Consider the following 17,234-nt stretch of genomic DNA (forward strand, 5'->3'; position numbering starts at 1 on the left):
AGCCATGAAGTAAGTGAGAAAGTCAAGGGAGGCGAGCTGTGTCCACCACACGCCGTGCCCCGGTCCTGCTGGAGATGCGGTCGATCACCAAGACGTTCCCCGGCGTCACCGCGCTGGCCGACGTGAACCTCGACGTCCGGCAGGGCGAGATCCACGCGATCTGCGGGGAGAACGGCGCGGGCAAGTCGACGCTCATGAAGGTGCTCAGCGGCGTCCACCCTCACGGGACCTACACCGGCGACATCGTCTACCAGGGCGAGCAGGTGAGGTTCTCCGACATCCGCGCGAGCGAGCACGCGGGCATCGTCATCATCCACCAGGAGCTCGCGCTGGTGCCGGGCATGTCGATCACCGAGAACATCTTCCTCGGCAACGAACCGCGCAGGCGGGGCGGCATCGACTGGAAGGCGGCGCAGCGCCGGGCCCTGGAGCTGATGGCCGAGGTCGGGCTGAACGAGGACCCCGACACCCTCATCAAGGACATCGGCGTCGGCAAGCAGCAGCTCGTCGAGATCGCCAAGGCGTTCGCCAAAGACGTCAAACTACTCATCCTGGACGAGCCCACCGCGGCCCTCAACGAAGCCGACTCCCGGCACCTGCTCGACCTGCTCCGCGGCATCCGCGAGCGGGGCGTGACCTCGATCATCATCTCGCACAAGCTGAACGAGATCGAGGCCGTCGCCGACACCATCACCATCCTGCGCGACGGCCGAACGATCGAGAGCCTCGACGTCCAGGCCGACGGCGTCAACGAAGACCGCATCGTGCGCGGCATGGTCGGCCGCGAGCTGAGCAGCCGCTTCCCCGAGCACACGCCCGACATCGGCGAGGTCTTCTTCGAGGTACGTGACTGGACGGTCCGCCACCCCATCTCGGCCGAGCGCCTGGTCTGCAAGGGGTCGAGCTTCACCGTCCGGCGCGGGGAGATCGTCGGCTTCGCCGGGCTCATGGGCGCCGGCCGCACCGAGCTCGCGATGAGCCTGTTCGGCCGCTCCTACGGCGTCTACCTGGGCGGCCGCGTCTTCAAGGACGGCGAGGAGGTCCAGCTGCGCACGGTCTCCGACGCCATCGACCACGGCCTCGCCTACGTCAGCGAGGACCGCAAGGCGATCGGCCTCAACCTGCTCGACGACATCAAGACCTCGATGGTCGCGGCCAAGCTGTCCAAGGTGTCCACCCGCGGCGTCGTCGACCCGGTCCGCGAGTACCGCGCCGCCGAGGAGTACCGCCAGAGCCTTCGGGTCAAGACGCCCAGCGTCGACGAGGGCGTCACGAAACTGTCGGGCGGCAACCAGCAGAAGGTCGTCCTGGCGAAGTGGATGTTCACCGACCCCGACCTGCTGATCCTCGACGAACCCACGCGGGGCATCGACGTGGGCGCCAAGTACGAGATCTACGGGATCATCCAGCGGCTCGCCGACCAGGGCAAGGGCGTCATCGTCATCTCCTCGGAGCTGCCCGAGCTCATCGGCCTGTGCGACCGCATCTACACGGTCTTCGAGGGCACCGTCACCGGCGAGGTCCCCCGCGCCGAGGCCGACCCCGAACTCCTCATGAAGCAGATGACCTCTACCAAGAAGACGCCGACCCGATGAGCCGAATCAAAGACCTGCAGAAGAACCTCTTCGGGGGTACGACCTCCAACGCCCGCCAGTTCGGCATGATCTTCACCCTCGTGGCCATCGTGCTGCTGTTCCAGATCTGGACCGACGGCCTCACCCTGACCTCGGGCAACCTGATCGCGGTCGTCAGCCAGTACTCCTACATCCTCATCCTGGCCATCGGCATGCTGATGGTGATCGTGGCCGGGCACATCGACCTGTCGGTCGGCTCGGTCGCCGCCTTCACCGGCATCGTGGTGGCCAAGGCCATGCAGGAGTTCTCCCTGCCCTGGCCGGTCGGCATCCTGCTCGGCCTGGCCGTCGGCGCGCTGATCGGCGCCTGGCAGGGCTTCTGGGTCGCCTACGTCGGAGTGCCGGCGTTCATCGTGACGCTGGCCGGCATGCTGCTGTTCCGCGGCGGCAACCAGTACATCGGCAACGCCGACACCGTCCCGGTGCCCGAGGGTTTCCGGACGATCGGCGCCGGATTCCTCCCCGAGGTCGGCCCCGACACCGGCTACAACAACCTGACGCTGCTGCTCGGCCTGGCGGCGTGCGCGGGCGTGGTCTGGCGGGAACTGAAGTCGCGCCAGACCCGGCGCGAGATGAACGCCGACCTCGCCCCGATGTGGATCTCGGTCCTGCGGATGGCCGTCATGGTCGGCGTCATCGTCTTCGCCACGCTGCGCTTCGCCGGCGGCCGGATCGGCACGAGCCTCCCGATCTCCGGCATCATCCTGATCGTCCTGGTGCTGGCCTACTCCCACTACACCCGCAACACCATCGGCGGCCGCCACATCTACGCCGTCGGCGGCAACTCCCGCGCCGCCGAACTGTCCGGCGTGAAGCTCCGCCGCGTCAACTTCCTCGTCATGATGAACATGTCCGTCCTGGCCGCCCTGGCCGGAATGATCTTCGTGGCGCGGTCGTCCGCCTCCGGCCCCCAAGACGGCCTGAGCTGGGAACTCGACGCCATCGCGGCCGTCTTCATCGGCGGCGCCGCCGTCTCCGGCGGCCTGGGCACCATCAGCGGCTCGATCGTCGGCGGCCTGGTCATGGCGTTGCTGAACAACGGCCTGCAGCTCGAAGGCGTCGGCTCGGACATGGTCCAGATCATCAAGGGCCTGGTCCTCCTCTTGGCGGTCGCCTTCGACGTCTACAACAAGAGCCAGGGCCGCTTCTCGATCATCGGGACGCTGATGCGCCCCTTCCGCCGGGACGATCCGCCCCCGATCGGCGGTTCATCCCCCGCTCCGGACGCCGACAAGGCCACGACAGTCACATCCCAGAAGGGCTAGTTTCACCATGCGGAAATTTCTGATGATCGGCGCCGCGGCGCTCCTCATGCTGAGCGCGTGCGGCACCGAACGAGAGGCCGCCGCCCCCACCGCCACCGGCGGCAGCGCCGCCGCACCGGCCAAGGGCTTCGCCGCCGACGCCCTCATCGGCGTCGCCCTGCCGTCCAAGACCTCCGAGAACTGGGTCCTCGCTGGCGACCTGTTCACCAACGGCCTCAAGGAGGCCGGCTTCACCTCCGACGTCCAGTACGCCGGCGCCTCCACCACCGTCGCCGACCAGCAGGCCCAGATCTCCGCCATGGTTACCAAGGGCGCCAAGGTCATCGTCATCGGCGCCACCGACGCCGCCCAGCTCACCACCCAGGTCAAGCAGGCCAAGGAGGCGGGCGCCGTCGTCGTCGCCTACGACCGCCTGATCACCAACACCCCGGACGTCGACTACTACATCGCCTTCGACAACTTCAAGGTCGGCCAGCTCCAGGGCCAAGCGCTGCTGGACGGCATGAAGGCCAAGAAGCCCGAAGCGCCGTGGACGATCGAACTGTTCTCCGGCTCCCCGGACGACAACAACGCGGGCGTGTTCTTCAACGGCGCGATGGACGTGCTCAAGCCGCTCATCGACAGCGGCGACGTGGTCGTCGGCTCCGGCCAGACGGACGTGAAGCAGACCGCCATCCAGGGCTGGAAGGCCGAGGGCGCCCAGCAGCGCATGGACTCGCTGATCACCTCGACGTACAACGGCGACAAGAAGCTCGACGGCGTCCTTTCCCCCAACGACACGCTGGCCCGCGCGATCATCACCTCGATCAAGGGCGCGGGCAAGGACATTCCCGTGGTGACGGGGCAGGACTCGGAGGTGGAGTCGGTCAAGTCGATCATGGCTGGGGAGCAGTACTCGACGATCAACAAGGACACCCGCAAGCTGGTCGCGGAGACCATCACGATGGTCAAGGCCCTGCAGGCGGGCAACGAGCCGACCATCAATGACAAGGAGTCGTACGACAACGGGGTGAAGGTCGTGCCGTCGTACCTGCTCCCGCCGGTCATCGTGACCAAGGAGAACGCCGCAGAGTCGTACGCCAACGACCCGAAACTGGCACCCCTGACCCAGGGCTGACCATCACCGGTTACGAAGGGCCTCACCCAACGGTGGGGCCCTTCAGCCGTTGATGAGTCCATCCAGTTTGTGGACCGACTTCGGCGTGCCCAACATGGATCAACTTGCCCGCATGATGAACTGCTCCGAGCCGTCGACCGGGGCGAATATGTCCACCAGATCATCGTCGGACATCGGCTTCACTGCTTGGTGGGCGTAGGCCAGTCGGCCGTCCGTCATCTGCCTGGTGGTCAGTGGCCAGATTGCGCAAGGATCACCGGATGCGGATCCGGCTTTTGAGGCAGGTCGAGCAGTACTGCACCACCACGTTGCCGATCCGCTCGGTGTCCTGCCAGTCGTGACGGAAGTGGAACCATAATCGACGCTCACGTTTCATGGGTGATCGCTCGTGATCTCTCTTTCGCCTGCTCTGCGGACATCAGGTCGAGCCGGTTCCGACCTCGTAGATGCTCCGTGCTCGTCAGGTGCCGTGAAGGCATGAGAGAGCCGTCTCCGAACGGGAAGGAGCAGGGAGGTCCCCTGTCCGTTGTCCCAAATGTCGCAATCGGATGATCTTCGAAGCGGACATTACGGTACGGACCCGCGCGCGGCAAGATCACTTTCGTATCGACTTCATCTGTCGCGGACGTCGCGCTCGATCGTCAACAGGCGCAGAAGATGGGCATGCGGATGCGCCGAACTCCCATCACTCCCGTCGGGACCGTCCGCGTTCCCCTTCAAATCGCGCTGACGGCGATCAGCGAGCCGGTGGCCATCAGGGCGCCGAAGATTCCCAGGGACGCCGTGTCGTGGTCGCGCGTGATGGCGACCCAGCTGCCGTGGACGCCCATCCAGGCCGTACCCGCCGAGAGCAGAAGGACCACGGTGCGCAAAGGGGAATCCCGGACGAGCGCCTGACCGCCGAAGTGCGTATAGGCGATGACGAAGGCGACCACCAGAAATTCAAGTGTCCCGAAGGCGACCGCCAGCCAAATTCCTGGAATTGCGGCGTCTTTCGCGGTATCCGACACGTCGGCCTGCGTTTTGTGCCTCTTGTCGATGAACGCCTGGATCAGGATCGGAAGGATTCCCAATGTGCCTACCGCTGCCACCCAAGGCAGGATTTCTGTATCCATAGCGCCAGATTGACACATCTGAATAGTTCGTCGGCTCTGCTTCGGATACCGTGATGCGGCTGACGATGGGCGATACGGAATGAGATGGGTCGTTGATCGCGACGAGCCGGAGAAATCGGCGCAACCTTCGGTCCCCATGGTCGTACCGGCTCATCAGCGCGGCGATCGTGCTCGATCTCCTGCTCGTGGCGGCGGCGATCACCGTGCCGGCGAAACCGATCCTCATCCAGTCCGCCGGGAACGACTCCTTCTTCGCCCATCCCGAGATCAGGGCGCTGCTGCTGCGGAACGGGTTCGACGTGCGGGCGACGGCGTCCGGGTCAGGGCGGATCGCCGATCTGGATCTGTCCCGGTACGACCTCGCCCTGCCCGCGGGGCGGTATTTCGCCGACCTGATCGAGGCGAAGCTGCCCACGACGGTGGAGGCGATTCCCGTGTTCAGCACCACCGTGGTGGTCCAGACCTGGAAGCCGCTCCTGCCCCGTCTCGCCGCCCTCGGCCTGGCGACCCGCGAAAGCGACGACACCTGGACTTTTCACGTCGACAAGTACTTGGAACTTGTCACGACCGACGTCACATGGGACGACATTCCGGGGTACATCGGATTCGGCGACAAGCTGGTACGACTCCAGTTGGTCGACCCCGAGACCTCCAATTCGGGGGCCATGTTCGTCGCCGCGGCGAGCATCGCGTTGAACGACGGGCGGGTGCTCTCCGACGGTGAGCGGGTGGCGTCGATCGCGGCGGACATCGTCCCGGCATATCGCGACCTCGGGCAGCTCCCCACGTCGACGAACGAGGCGCTCACCGACTATCAGACCAAATGCATGGCGGGCGCGCCGCTGGTCCTCGGGTACGAATCGGATTTCATCGTCTCGTACAACAAAGGACCGGAAGGGCGCCTGTGCGACGGCGCGGAGAAGGCGATGCTCTACCTCTCGCCCGGGATCATGGCCGATCACACCTTCATCCAGCTCAAGCCCAGCCTTCCGGCCAACGCGGACAAGAGGACCCTCCGCGACCTGCTCCGAGAGGACACCGAGATCCAGCATCTGGCTGCGGTGCGGCTCGGCTACCGGAACACCCAGCACTACTATCCCGACACCGAGGTCCCCCTCCGCCGGAATCTGACGGCCTCGCCGATCCCGGCCGCCTGCGTACTGCGCGGCCTCATCGACGAGGTCCGCCGGGAGCTCCGGCTGCCCGTAGCGGAGCGGCCGGCGTGTTGATCCGGGTGGCGCTGACGGTCGCGCTGGTGGCGGGCGGGTGCGGCGAGGCCGCGCCGGAGGGGCTCACCGGTCAGGCCGTCACCCTGCGCGTCCTGGCCGGTGACGGTCTCGCCGACATGGGGCCCGTCCTGCGCGATGCGGCCGGGGCGATCGGCGTGACGGTCGAGCTGACGACCACCGACGACCCGGCCAGGTTCGGCGCGGCCGACGGGGACTTCGACGCGGTCTGGCCCGCATCCGAACACCTTTTCCGGCCGGGTGCGACCACCCCGCTGTTCGACGGCACCACCGAGATCATGTACTCACCGGTGATCCTCGGTGTGAAGCCGCAGGCGGCACGGCGGCTCGGGTGGGACCGCCGGCCCGTCGCATGGGCGGACGTCGCGGCGGCGGCGGCCTCGGGACGGTTCACCTTCGGGATGGCCGATCCGGCGAGATCGGGCGACGGCCTCAACGCGCTCGTGGCCGCGGCGACCGCCCTGGCCGGCCCCGGTGCGCTCCAGCCCGGCGAGGAGAGCAGAACCGCGCCCCGGCTGGCGGGCCTGTTCACCGGCCAGACGCTCAAGTCGAACTCGACGTCCCGGCTCATCAGGGCCTACCGCGACGCGGGCCCCGGCGGCACCGGCTTCCCGGCCGACGGGCTGGTCGCCCACGAGTCCGAGATCCTCACGTCCAACGCGAGCGCGCCACCGGACCGCCGCCTCGTCCCGATCTATCCGGCCGACGGAGTGGTGACGGACGATCATCCGCTGTCCCTGCTGGCGAGCGCGCCGGAGGCCAAGGACGCGTATCAGCGGCTCACCGCCTGGCTGCGCACGCAGGCCGTACAGGAAAGGATCTCCCAGCTCACCCACCGCCGCCCGATCGTCGGCGGAGTTCGCGTGTCCGGCGACCTCGCGGCGCACCAGCCCTTCCAGATCCCCTTTCCCGCCGATCCCGGCAGCGTGGACGACCTCGTCGACACCTACAACGACAGCCTCCGCCGCCCCGGGACGACGGTGTACGTCCTCGACACCTCGGGCTCCATGAAAGGGCGGCGGCTGACCCTGCTCAAGAACGCCCTGTCGGCGCTGACGCGACCGGACACCTTCCGGCGCCGGGAGCGGATCACCTTCCTGCCCTTCGCGTCCGGGCCACGGCCGCCGACGACGTTCGACATCCCCGAGACCGGGCCCACCGCCCGATCGCTGCGGGAGATCCGGTCGTTCCTGGGGAACCTCACGGCACACGGGGGCACCGCCATGTACGACGCGCTGGTGCGGGCGTACGAGATCGCCGGTTCGGAGAAGGGGCGGATCCGTTCGATCGTCCTGCTCACCGACGGGGTCAACAAGAAGGGCCGCGACTTCGCGGCCTTCTCCCGCTACCACCGGGGGCTGCCCGGCGCCGCCCCGCCCGTGTTCACCATAGTGTTCGGCGATGCGAACCACGCCGAGCTGCGACGCGTCGCCGAGCTCACCGGAGGCGTGACCTTCGACGGGACCTCCCAGGCCCTGTCGCCGGTATTCCGGGAGATCAGGGGCTACCAGTGATCGGTTGTCCCGCCGGATGGCCGCCCAGGTAGCCAAAGGTGCTGAAGTAAACGAATCGAGCGGAGCGAGAGCAGCCCGAGCGGAGCGAGGCCTTGCCTGGGAGCGCGAGGGGCGGAGCCCTTCGCCAGGAGCGCAGCGACCCGGAGCGAATGCGACGTCGGGGCCGCGATAGCGGACCAGGGGGAGCGTGAGGGGGCGAAGCCCCCTGTCATCGGGGGGTTCGGGGGGTCGTCCCCCCGTACAAACGAAGGAGACCCGCCGAAGGCGCTAGGCGCCGACCGCAGGTCTCCCGTCTCCTGGTGGACGATACAGGGATTGAACCTGTGACCTCTTCCGTGTCAGGGAAGCGCTCTCCCGCTGAGCTAATCGTCCAAGCAAACTTCCGAGCGGAAGACGGGATTCGAACCCGCGACCCTCACCTTGGCAAGGTGATGCTCTACCCCTGAGCCACTTCCGCTTGCGTTCCCGGTTCCCCGGGCCACGCAGAGAACACTAGCGAATCTTCGCCCGACCCCCAAATCAATCCGCCGAGTAAGGAGCTAACATGCTCCACGATAGTTACATCGCAAGGGAGTGCCATGAGCGACAACGAAGTCGTCCAGATCGGAGACCTGACCTTCGACGACGTCGTCCACGTAGCCCGCCGAGGCGGCCGCGTGCAACTACAAGAGGACTCCATCGCCGAGATGGCAGCCTCCCGAGGCCGCATCGAGGAACTGGCGGAAAGCGACACCCCGTCCTACGGCGTCTCCACCGGCTTCGGCGCCCTGGCCACCAGACACATCGACCCGGCGTTGAGGGCCCAGCTCCAGCGCAGCCTCGTCCGCTCCCACGCCGCCGGCAACGGCCCAGAGGTCGAGACCGAGGTCGTCAGAGCCCTCATGCTGCTGAGACTCCGCACCCTCGCCACGGGTCACACAGGAGTCCGCCCCAAAACGGCCCAAACCCTAGAGGCCCTCCTCAACGCCAGAATCACCCCGGTAGTCCACGAATACGGCTCACTAGGGTGTTCAGGCGACCTCGCCCCCCTCTCCCACGTAGCCCTCACGCTCATGGGCGAAGGCCAGGTAAGAAACGAAAAGGGCACCCTCAAGCCGACGAAAGAAGCCCTCAAAGAGGCAGGCATCGAGCCCATAGAGCTCGCCGCCAAAGAGGGACTGGCGCTCATCAACGGCACCGACGGCATGCTCGGCATGCTCATCCTCGCCCTCGCCGATCTCGACAACCTGCTCAAAACGGCCGACATCTCCGCCGCGATGTCCGTCGAGGCGCTCCTCGGCACCGACGCCGTCTTCGCCGACGACCTCCAGAAGTTGCGGCCCCACCCCGGCCAGCGCGCCTCCGCCGCCAACCTCCGGGTCCTCCTCCACGGCTCCGAGATCATGGAGTCGCACCGCGACGGCTCGTGCACGCGCGTCCAGGACGCCTACTCGCTCCGCTGCGCCCCCCAGGTCGCCGGTGCCGCACGTGACACCGCCGACCACGCCGCGCTCGTGGCCGGGAGGGAGCTCCAGTCGGCCGTCGACAACCCCGTCGTCCTCCACGACGGCCGCGTCGAGTCGAACGGGAACTTCCACGGCGCCCCCGTCGGCTACGTCCTCGACTTCCTCGCCATCGCGGTCGCCGACGTCGCGTCGATGGCCGAGCGCCGGACCGACCGGATGCTCGACGTCGCCCGCAGCCACGGGCTGCCCGCGTTCCTCGCCCACGATCCCGGCGTCGACTCCGGGCACATGATCGCGCAGTACACCCAGGCCGCGATCGTCTCCGAGCTCAAGCGCCTCGCGGTCCCGGCGAGCGTCGACTCGATCCCCTCGTCGGCCATGCAGGAAGATCATGTCTCTATGGGCTGGTCGGCCGCGCGCAAGCTGCGCAAGGCGATCGACGGCCTGACCAGGGTCCTCGCCATCGAGACGCTCACCGCCGCCCGCGCCCTCGACCTCCGCGCACCGCACCGGCCCGCCCCGGGGACCGGCGCCGCGCTCGCGCTCCTGCGCACCGCCGTCGACGGCCCTGGCCCTGACCGGTTCCTCGCCCCCGAGATCGAGGCGGCGGTGCGGCTGGTCGCCTCCGGTGCGGTGGTCGAGGCCGTCGAGCGCGTGACGGGCCCGCTCGCTTAGAAGATCTTTCTTCCGTTACGGCTCCGCCCACCCTGGCACCGACCACCGCTGAAGCCCCCACCGCAGCCGAGCGCCGACCGGCCGCGCTACCCGCGCGCCGCGACGTCTGCCACCAGTTCGACCTCGACCACCAGCCCCGGCATGAACAGCCTGGACACCTCCACCGTCGTGCTGGCCGGGGGCGGTGACGGCATGTACCGCGCCCGCACGGCCGCATGGTCGAGCAGGGCGTCCATGTCGGTCAGGAAGGTCCGGATGTGGGCGACGTCCTCGAAGGTGCACCCCTGATCTTCGAGGATGAGCCGGAGGTACTCGTACACGACCTCCGACTGCTTGGTCATGTCGCCCGGCGCGATGACCTCGCCGTCGGCCACGGCCACCTGGCCGGAGACGAAGAGCAGGTCACCGGTTCTGACGGCGTGCGAGTAGCGCCCGTTGGTGGCCGGTACCGTCGAAGGGTTGATCTTCACGGCAGTTCCAGCACCGCGGGCACGATGCCCGTGATGTCGCCTTCACCGCGGCCGGAAGCGGCGGCCTCCGCGAGACGGTCCCGCGCGGCGGCGGTCAGCGTCTGAACCTCGCCGGGGCCTTCCGTCGCCAGCGTGAGGTCCTTGGCGGCCAGGGACAGTTTGAAGCGCGTCTCCGGCACACCCTCCTCGACCACCGACCGCAGCCGCGCGCCCACCGCGCCGAGCAGTGTCGCGTCGAGCAGGTCGAAGTAGTCGCCGGTCGAGAGGCCGAGCCGCTGCACGTAGGCCAGGTTCTCCGCCATCAGGACCTGCACCGACAGCTGCCCGGCCATCACGGCGAGCTTCATCTTCGCCCCGGCGCCCAGCGCCCCATAGTGGTGAACGGTGCCGAACACCCCCAGCACACCCTGAACCCTCTCGAACGCGGCCGTCTCGCCGCCCGCGATCACCCGCAGCTTGCCCTCGGTGGCCGGGCCGACCGTGCCGAGCACCGGCGCGTCGATCAGCTCCACCTCGGCGGGCAACTGCGCGCGCAGGGTGGCCACGGCGTCAGGGCCGATGGTAGACATCTCCACCCAGATCGTCCCGGCCGACAGCCCGGACTTCGCCGCCTCGGCGACCTCGGCCACGGCGAGCGGGTTGGACAGCATCGAGATGACGATCTCCGCGCCCGACACCGCCTCGGCCGCGGAGTCGGCCACGGACGCGCCGGGGAGCTCCTTCGGCTTGCGGTTCCAGACGGTCACCTTCTGGCCCGCGGCGACGAGGCGGCGGGCCATGGGGGAACCCATGTTCCCCAATCCCAGAAAAGCGATCACATTTCGACCCTAGCCCCGGCCAAGGTATTCCACCAACGCGTACATTTCATGGAAGGCATGCGTCCACGGAATACCCAAAAGGAGTTCCTGTGTTCGACACCGACTCGCTGCGTCTGATCGACGCGGTGGCGCGGCTCGGCTCCTTCACGGCGGCGGCGATGGAGCTCCGGTACACGCAGTCCGCCGTCTCCCGCCGCGTCGCGGCGCTGGAGGTCCGCGCGGGCGGCCCGCTCTTCGAGCGGCTTCCCCGGGGTGTACGACTCACTCCCGCCGGCGTCACCCTCCACAAGCACACCCGTGACGTGCTCGAACGCCTCCAGCGGGCGGGGGAGGAGCTCGCCGCCATCCACCGGGGGACCGGCGGGCGGCTGCGCGTCGGCGCGTTCGCCACGGCCAACGCCGCGCTGGTCCCGGCCGCGCTGAAGGACTACCGGGCCGAGTTCCCCGACGTCGACACCACCCTCATCGAGGGGCTGACCGGCCATCTCGTCGATCGGCTCGAACAGGGCGCCATCGACGTCGCCGTGGTCAGCGACTACCCGGCCGGGCTCGACGCGCCGCCGTCGATCGTCCTCGAACCGCTGCTGGAGGAGGAGTTCCTCATCGGCCTCCCCAGCGACCACCGTCTGGCATCGCAGCAGGTCATCGACCTGCACGACCTCCGCGACGACAACTGGATCGAGGGCGCCCGGCCCGGTCAGGGGCTCATGCTGGCCGCCGCCTGCGCCGAGGCGGGGTTCACTCCGAAGGTGAGCATGCGGGTGGGGGAGTGGACGGGGAAGCTCGGCTTCGTCGCGGCGGGGCTGGGCGTGACGCTCGTACCGGCGCTGGCCATTCAGGGCATGCGGCCCGACCTGGTGCTGCGCCCGATCGCCCAGCGGGCCCCGCGCCGGACCGTGTTCGCCGCGTCGCCCCGCGTCGCGCTGCCCGCAGCGAGGGAACTGACTCGAGTGCTCGCCGGGGCTGCTGGGAGAATGGCCGGATGCACGACGCCTTCGCCCACGTCGCGGGCCGCCTGGCCACCGGCCTGAGCGACGTCGCCACCGACCTGGCCGCCCTCGACTCGGGCGGCTGGTGGGCCGTCGTGGTGGAGTTCGAGGGGAAGGTCACCCTCGCCCGGTTCGACGACGTGCGTCCCGCGCCGCTTCCGGCCCCTCGGGGGCCGTGGATCGGGCCGCGTCCGTCGGAGTGGAGCTCGTCCCTCGATCAGGAGGGGTACGAATCGGGCGTCCGCGCCATCCGCGAGCACATCGAACGGGGCGAGGTCTACCAGGCCAACCTGTGCCGGGTGCTGACCGCGCCCCTCGCGACCAGGAGCGATCCGCTCGCGCTGGCAGGTCTGCTGGCCGAGGGCAACCCGGCGCCCCACTCGGCGGTGATCCAGATCCCCGGGCTGACCGTGGTGTCGGCCTCACCCGAGCTCTATCTCGGACGGTCGGGGCCGGTGATCACGTCGAGGCCGATCAAGGGCACCGGGGTGACCTCGGCCGACCTGCTGGAGAAGGACTACGCCGAGAACGTGATGATCGTCGACCTGGTCCGCAACGACCTGGGCATCGTCGCCGATGTGGGATCGGTCACGGTTCCCGAGCTCTGCGTGGTGGAGGAGCATCCGGGGCTGGTGCACCTCGTGTCGACCGTCCAGGCCAGAACGGAAAGGTCGTGGCCGGAGATCTTCGCGGCGACGTTCCCTCCCGGTTCCGTCACGGGTGCGCCGAAATCGTCGGCGCTGAGCATCATCAATGCGCTCGAACCAGCGCCCCGGGGGCCATACTGTGGGGCGGTGGGCTGGGTCGACGCCGATCGGCGTGAGGCCGCCCTGGCGGTGGGCATCCGCACCTTCTGGATCACCGGTGAGGAGATCCGCTTCGGCACCGGTGCCGGCATCACCTGGGGCTCCGACCCCGGGCACGAATGGCGCGAGACGGAGCTGAAGGCCTCCCGGCTCATCGCGCTCGCATCCCGCTCAGACGAAGGGTAAAACGGTCAAATGGCGGTTCCCATCTGGGTCAACGGCGACCTGATCGCCCCCGAGAAGGCGGTCGTGTCCGTCTTCGACCACGGGCTCATGGTCGGCGACGGCGTCTTCGAGACGATCAAGGTCATGAACGGTGAGGTCTTCGCCCTCACCCGCCACCTCGACCGCCTCGCCCTCTCGGCCAAGCGCATGGACCTCCCCGAACCCGACACCGCCGCCATCGCCGACGGCGTCCGCGCGACGGTCGCCGCCGCGCCGCAGTGGCCGCTGGGGCGGATCCGCATCACGTACACGAGCGGTCCGGGCCCGCTGGGCAGCGACCGCGGCACCGAGGGCACCAACACGATCATCATCGTCGGCGAGCAGAAGCCGTTCCCGCTCACCGCCGACGTCGTCGTCGTGCCGTGGCCCCGCAACGAGCGCGGCGCCCTGTCGGGCGTGAAGTCGACCTCTTACGGCGACAACGCCAAGGCCCTCGCCTACGCCAAGGAGCGCGGCGGCGGCGAGGCCATCTTCGAGAACCTCGCCGGCAACCTCTGCGAGGGCACCGGCAGCAACATCTTCATCGTCAGCAAGGGCCGCCTGATCACCCCGACCCTCTCGTCGGGCTGCCTGGCCGGCGTGACCAGGGCCCTGGCCCTGGAGTGGTACCCCGACGCGATCGAGGAGGACGTCCCCCTCGCGGCGCTCTACGACGCGGAAGAGGCCTTCCTCACCTCGACGACCCGCGACATCCAGCCGATCGGCCTGGTCGACGGCAAGGCCCTCCCGGTCGGCCCCGGCCCGGTGACCAAGGCGGCCATGGAGGCCTTCGCCGCCCGCGCGGCCGACGACCTCGACCCGTGAGACGCGCTTTAGCGGCCATCGCCCTCACGGCGGTGGCCGCCTGCTCACCCGGCGTCGACGAGCCCCGGCCGGTCGTCGCCGGTTCGGGGCCCCCGGTGGTCCTGCCCGGGGAACCCGGTTCGAGCGGCACCGTCGCGACCCCCGGCCAGACCCTCGGCACCTACGGCGCCGAGGTGTCGGCGGCCGACGTGCGCTTCGCCGAGGGGATGGTGGGCCACCACCGGCAGGCGCTGGAGATGACCGGCCTGGTTCCCGACCGCGCCTCCGACGCGCGGGTGAAGGCCCTGGCCGGACGGATCACCGCCGCCCAGCAGCCGGAGATCAAGGTGCTGACGGGGTGGCTGACGCGGCTCGGACGCGAGGTCCCGGCCGGGCACGCTCACATGAGCGGTTATGGGATGGCGTCCCTGGCCGAGATGAATCGGCTGCGGGAGGAGCGGGGGGCGGCGTTCGACGCGCTGTTCCTGAAGCTGATGATCCGGCACCACGAGGGGGCGCTGGAGATGGCGGGGGAGCAGCTCAAAGAGGGCCGCGACCGCCTGATGAAGACCCTGGCGATGGACATCGTCTCGGGCCAGCAGATCGAGATCGGCCGCATGCGCTCGATCCTCAACGCCCCCGGATGAGCAGCCGCAACTCCCGCCACGGCTGCCGCCGGTTGAAGTGCGTCCGGTCGTTGACGTGCGGAAACGGCACCTCCGGAACCGGTACGCCCAGGAACCGGCACAGCGGCTCCCACCCCTCCCGGCACTCGAAGACCAGCAGCCGCTCCGCCGGGATCGTCGCCCGGACCTCCTCGATGTGCCGCCGGAACACTCCGATGCAGTACTCCCGGTCGTCCAGCCGCCCGTCGAACACCCGGTCGGCCACCGTCGCGCGGGCCATCTGGGGGAACAGCGCGTACTCCGGCACCCGCCACGTCACCAGCCGGTGCAGGAACCCCTGCGGCGCGTCGTGCTGGCGACGGAAGATGGTCTCCCGCGCGCTTTCGTACCAGCGCTCCGGGTCGCGCACGGTCAGGATGACCTTCGCCGACGGATAATGGTCGGTCAGCTCCCGCCAGTAGGACACCGCCGGGAAGTCGACCGCCGAACGGAACCCCCGGAAGATCATGTCCCAGTCGGTGGTCTTCCCGTCGCCGACGTCGAGCCACTGCCCGATCCGGTACGGCTCCTCGATCACATCGGCCATGTGGTAGCACGGACCGAATCCCAGCAGCTCAAGGGCCGCTTTCAGGGACAGGGTGCCGGTCCGTCCGAACCCGGCGCCGACGACGTCCACGAACAGCCTCCCCGGTGGTTGTCCCTTGATCGTCACCGATGGGCGGGGAGCCGTTCGGGAGCCACGCCGTCGCGGGGAGTTCAACGGTCACGCGCATCCCTCCGGAGGGGCGCGCGGTGAGGGTGAGAGTCCCGTCGTGGGCGTGGGTGATGGTCTTGACGATCGCCAGGCCGAGGCCGACCCCCGCGTCGTCGGTCCGGATCCGCCCGCCGCCCCGCCGGAACGGCTCGGTGAGGGTCGAGATCAAACCAGGGCCGAGCGTCTCGCCGGTGTTCTCCACCGCGAGCACCACGGTTGTCGAATGAACCCTGGTGGTGACCCACACGGTGCCCTGACCTGGCAGATTGTGAACGATCGCGTTCTGTACGAGATTCGTCACCACCTGCAGCAGCAGGGTCGGCGATCCGGCGGCAGGCGCGATGTCACCGGAGGTCTTGAGGGTGATCCCGCGTTCCTCCGCGAGCGGCAGCAGCGTCTCGGTGGCCTCCTCCGCCAGGAGCGACAGGTCCACGTACTCACGAGTGAACGACCGCTGGTCGGCGCGGCTGAGCAGGAGCAGCGCCTCCGTCAGGTCGATGGCGCGGGTGTTGACCGCGTGGAGGCGCTCGATGACCTCGCCGGGGTCGTGGCCGGGGCCGGTGCGGGCCACGTCCAGCAGCGCCTTGGAGATCGCGAGCGGGGTGCGCAGCTCGTGGGAGGCGTTGGCGGCGAACCTGCGCTGCTCGGCCACATGGGCCTCAAGACGTTCGAGCATGCCGTCGAAGGCGTCGGCGAGTTCGCGGAACTCGTCGGCCCGGCCGGGCAGGCGGATCCGGTGCGACAGCGAGCCCGTGGACGCCAGCCGGGTGGCGTCGGTGACGCGGGTCAGCGGCGCGAGCATCCGCCCGGCCAGGAACCACCCTCCCGCGAGGCCGACCACCAGCAGGAAGAACAGCAGCACGCCCGCGGCCGACCCGAGATCGCGCACGAGGTCCGCCCGCGGCAGCACGCCTCCCTCGACGTTCGTGTATTCGGGCAGGTGGCGCAGGGTGAACACCCACACGGCCGCGAGCAGCAGGGCGCCGGTCAGCAGGAGGAACCCGGCGTAGCTGAGGGTCAGCCGGAGCCGCACGCTCAACCCGGGTGCTCTAGTCACGTTCACCTCCGTCGATGCGGTAGCCGACGCCGGGGAGGGTGGCGATGATCGGGGGTTCGCCGAGGCGTTTGCGCAGCGCCGAGACGGTGATGCGTACGGCGTTGGTGAAAGGGTCGGCGTTGGCGTCCCATGCGCGTTCCAGCAGCTCCTCGGCGCTGACCACCCCACCTTCGGCCGCGACGAGCACTTCGAGCACGGCGAACTGCTTCCTGGTCAGCGCGACATAGCGGCCGTCACGGTAGACCTCCCGGCGGAACGGATCGAGCCGCAGCCCCGCGATCTCCCGCACCGGCGGCCTGCTGCGGCCGCGCCTGCGGTCGAGCGCCCTCAGTCTCAGGACGAGTTCGCGCAGCTCGAACGGCTTGGTGAGATAGTCGTCGGCGCCGAGCGCGAAGCCGGACGCCTTGTCGTCCAGGCGCTCGGCGGCGGTGAGCATGAGGATGGGCAGGCCACTGCCCGTGGATACGATGTGCCGCGCGATCTCGTCGCCCGACGGCCCGGGGATGTCGCGGTCGAGGACGGCGATGTCGTACACATTGACGTTCAGCAGTTCGAGCGCCGTGTCGCCGTCGCCGGCGATGTCGGCGGCGATGGCGTCCAGCCGGAGGCCGTCGCGGATGGCCTCCGCCAGATAAGGTTCGTCCTCGACGATCAGCACGCGCATCCTCGTGATGCTACGAACCGATGCGTATCG

The 17,234-nt window shown here is 68.9% G+C and carries 17 protein-coding genes and 2 tRNA genes; 10 read left to right on the forward strand and 9 right to left on the reverse strand.

What is annotated here, in order from left to right; all coding sequences use genetic code 11:
- The first annotated feature begins 74 nt into the window (after window positions 1-74).
- The 3 genes from mmsA to ACYQ78_RS33330 are packed head-to-tail and all read left to right on the forward strand — an operon-like array spanning window position 75 to window position 4,016.
- The gene (gene mmsA, locus ACYQ78_RS33320; RefSeq protein WP_459805080.1) at window positions 75-1,595 is read left to right on the forward strand and encodes a multiple monosaccharide ABC transporter ATP-binding protein; all 1,521 of its coding nucleotides are present in this window, start codon (window positions 75-77) and stop codon (window positions 1,593-1,595) included.
- Window positions 1,592-2,899, forward strand: a complete 1,308-nt coding sequence (mmsB, locus tag ACYQ78_RS33325; protein ID WP_459804934.1) for a multiple monosaccharide ABC transporter permease — start codon at window positions 1,592-1,594, stop codon at window positions 2,897-2,899. The genes mmsA and mmsB overlap by 4 nt, the downstream gene beginning before the upstream one ends.
- Window positions 2,900-2,906: 7 nt before the next feature.
- Window positions 2,907-4,016, forward strand: coding sequence for a substrate-binding domain-containing protein (locus ACYQ78_RS33330; RefSeq protein WP_459804935.1), 1,110 nt, complete (start codon window positions 2,907-2,909; stop codon window positions 4,014-4,016).
- A 253-nt stretch (window positions 4,017-4,269) separates the two neighbouring features.
- On the opposite strand, the gene ACYQ78_RS33335 is transcribed toward ACYQ78_RS33330, so the two are convergent.
- Both ACYQ78_RS33335 and ACYQ78_RS33340 read right to left on the reverse strand, forming a co-directional pair.
- Entirely contained in the window at window positions 4,270-4,392 is a 123-nt protein-coding gene (locus ACYQ78_RS33335; protein ID WP_459804936.1) for a hypothetical protein, read from the reverse strand.
- Between the two features lie 340 nt (window positions 4,393-4,732).
- A complete protein-coding gene (locus ACYQ78_RS33340) occupies window positions 4,733-5,131 on the reverse strand; it encodes a hypothetical protein (protein WP_459804937.1) in 399 nt (132 codons plus the stop codon).
- A 92-nt stretch (window positions 5,132-5,223) separates the two neighbouring features.
- Here ACYQ78_RS33340 and ACYQ78_RS33345 point away from each other — a divergent pair, with 92 nt between their 5' ends.
- Together ACYQ78_RS33345 and ACYQ78_RS33350 are read left to right on the forward strand one after the other, a co-directional pair.
- Window positions 5,224-6,360 (forward strand): hypothetical protein, encoded by a 1,137-nt coding sequence (locus tag ACYQ78_RS33345; RefSeq protein ID WP_459804938.1) that lies wholly within the window; start codon window positions 5,224-5,226, stop codon window positions 6,358-6,360.
- Window positions 6,354-7,892: a vWA domain-containing protein gene (locus ACYQ78_RS33350; RefSeq protein WP_459804939.1), complete on the forward strand. Its 1,539-nt coding sequence runs from the start codon at window positions 6,354-6,356 to the stop codon at window positions 7,890-7,892. Before ACYQ78_RS33345 ends, ACYQ78_RS33350 begins: the two co-directional genes overlap by 7 nt.
- Window positions 7,893-8,189: 297 nt before the next feature.
- On the opposite strand, the gene ACYQ78_RS33355 is transcribed toward ACYQ78_RS33350, so the two are convergent.
- Together ACYQ78_RS33355 and ACYQ78_RS33360 are read right to left on the reverse strand one after the other, a co-directional pair.
- Window positions 8,190-8,264, reverse strand: a tRNA-Val gene (locus ACYQ78_RS33355).
- A 13-nt stretch (window positions 8,265-8,277) separates the two neighbouring features.
- Window positions 8,278-8,349: transfer RNA gene (locus tag ACYQ78_RS33360), tRNA-Gly, on the reverse strand.
- A 121-nt stretch (window positions 8,350-8,470) separates the two neighbouring features.
- Between ACYQ78_RS33360 and hutH the strand changes: the two genes are divergently transcribed.
- Window positions 8,471-10,012, forward strand: a complete 1,542-nt coding sequence (hutH, locus tag ACYQ78_RS33365; protein WP_459804940.1) for a histidine ammonia-lyase — start codon at window positions 8,471-8,473, stop codon at window positions 10,010-10,012.
- A gap of 86 nt (window positions 10,013-10,098) precedes the next feature.
- Here the strand turns inward: hutH and ACYQ78_RS33370 are convergent, their stop codons facing one another.
- Both ACYQ78_RS33370 and ACYQ78_RS33375 read right to left on the reverse strand, forming a co-directional pair.
- On the reverse strand, window positions 10,099-10,482 hold the full coding sequence (locus ACYQ78_RS33370; protein ID WP_459804941.1) for a RidA family protein: 384 nt from the start codon (window positions 10,480-10,482) through the stop codon (window positions 10,099-10,101).
- The gene (locus ACYQ78_RS33375) at window positions 10,479-11,300 is read right to left on the reverse strand and encodes an NAD(P)-dependent oxidoreductase (RefSeq protein ID WP_459804942.1); all 822 of its coding nucleotides are present in this window, start codon (window positions 11,298-11,300) and stop codon (window positions 10,479-10,481) included. The genes ACYQ78_RS33370 and ACYQ78_RS33375 overlap by 4 nt, the downstream gene beginning before the upstream one ends.
- 89 nt (window positions 11,301-11,389) lie before the next feature.
- Between ACYQ78_RS33375 and ACYQ78_RS33380 the strand changes: the two genes are divergently transcribed.
- From ACYQ78_RS33380 to ACYQ78_RS33395, 4 genes are read left to right on the forward strand one after another with little or no spacing between them, the layout of a single operon-like run.
- Window positions 11,390-12,331 carry a LysR family transcriptional regulator gene (locus ACYQ78_RS33380; RefSeq protein WP_459804943.1) on the forward strand — a complete coding sequence of 314 codons (942 nt, stop codon included), beginning with the start codon at window positions 11,390-11,392 and terminating at the stop codon, window positions 12,329-12,331.
- Entirely contained in the window at window positions 12,283-13,281 is a 999-nt protein-coding gene (locus tag ACYQ78_RS33385; RefSeq protein ID WP_459804944.1) for a chorismate-binding protein, read from the forward strand. Before ACYQ78_RS33380 ends, ACYQ78_RS33385 begins: the two co-directional genes overlap by 49 nt.
- A 9-nt stretch (window positions 13,282-13,290) precedes the next feature.
- On the forward strand, window positions 13,291-14,124 hold the full coding sequence (locus ACYQ78_RS33390; protein WP_459804945.1) for an aminotransferase class IV: 834 nt from the start codon (window positions 13,291-13,293) through the stop codon (window positions 14,122-14,124).
- Complete coding sequence (locus ACYQ78_RS33395; protein ID WP_459804946.1) at window positions 14,121-14,750, forward strand: DUF305 domain-containing protein; 630 nt, start codon at window positions 14,121-14,123, stop codon at window positions 14,748-14,750. Before ACYQ78_RS33390 ends, ACYQ78_RS33395 begins: the two co-directional genes overlap by 4 nt.
- Here ACYQ78_RS33395 and ACYQ78_RS33400 read toward each other — a convergent pair.
- From ACYQ78_RS33400 to ACYQ78_RS33410, 3 genes are read right to left on the reverse strand one after another with little or no spacing between them, the layout of a single operon-like run.
- Window positions 14,734-15,405 carry a sulfotransferase family protein gene (locus ACYQ78_RS33400; RefSeq protein WP_459804947.1) on the reverse strand — a complete coding sequence of 224 codons (672 nt, stop codon included), beginning with the start codon at window positions 15,403-15,405 and terminating at the stop codon, window positions 14,734-14,736. The two genes, ACYQ78_RS33395 and ACYQ78_RS33400, sit on opposite strands and share 17 nt — an antisense overlap.
- Window positions 15,344-16,540, reverse strand: coding sequence for a sensor histidine kinase (locus ACYQ78_RS33405; protein ID WP_459804948.1), 1,197 nt, complete (start codon window positions 16,538-16,540; stop codon window positions 15,344-15,346). The genes ACYQ78_RS33400 and ACYQ78_RS33405 overlap by 62 nt, the downstream gene beginning before the upstream one ends.
- A complete protein-coding gene (locus tag ACYQ78_RS33410) occupies window positions 16,533-17,204 on the reverse strand; it encodes a response regulator transcription factor (protein ID WP_459804949.1) in 672 nt (223 codons plus the stop codon). Before ACYQ78_RS33410 ends, ACYQ78_RS33405 begins: the two co-directional genes overlap by 8 nt.
- Window positions 17,205-17,234 lie beyond the last annotated feature (30 nt).

This window comes from Herbidospora sp. RD11066 (assembly GCF_054661255.1).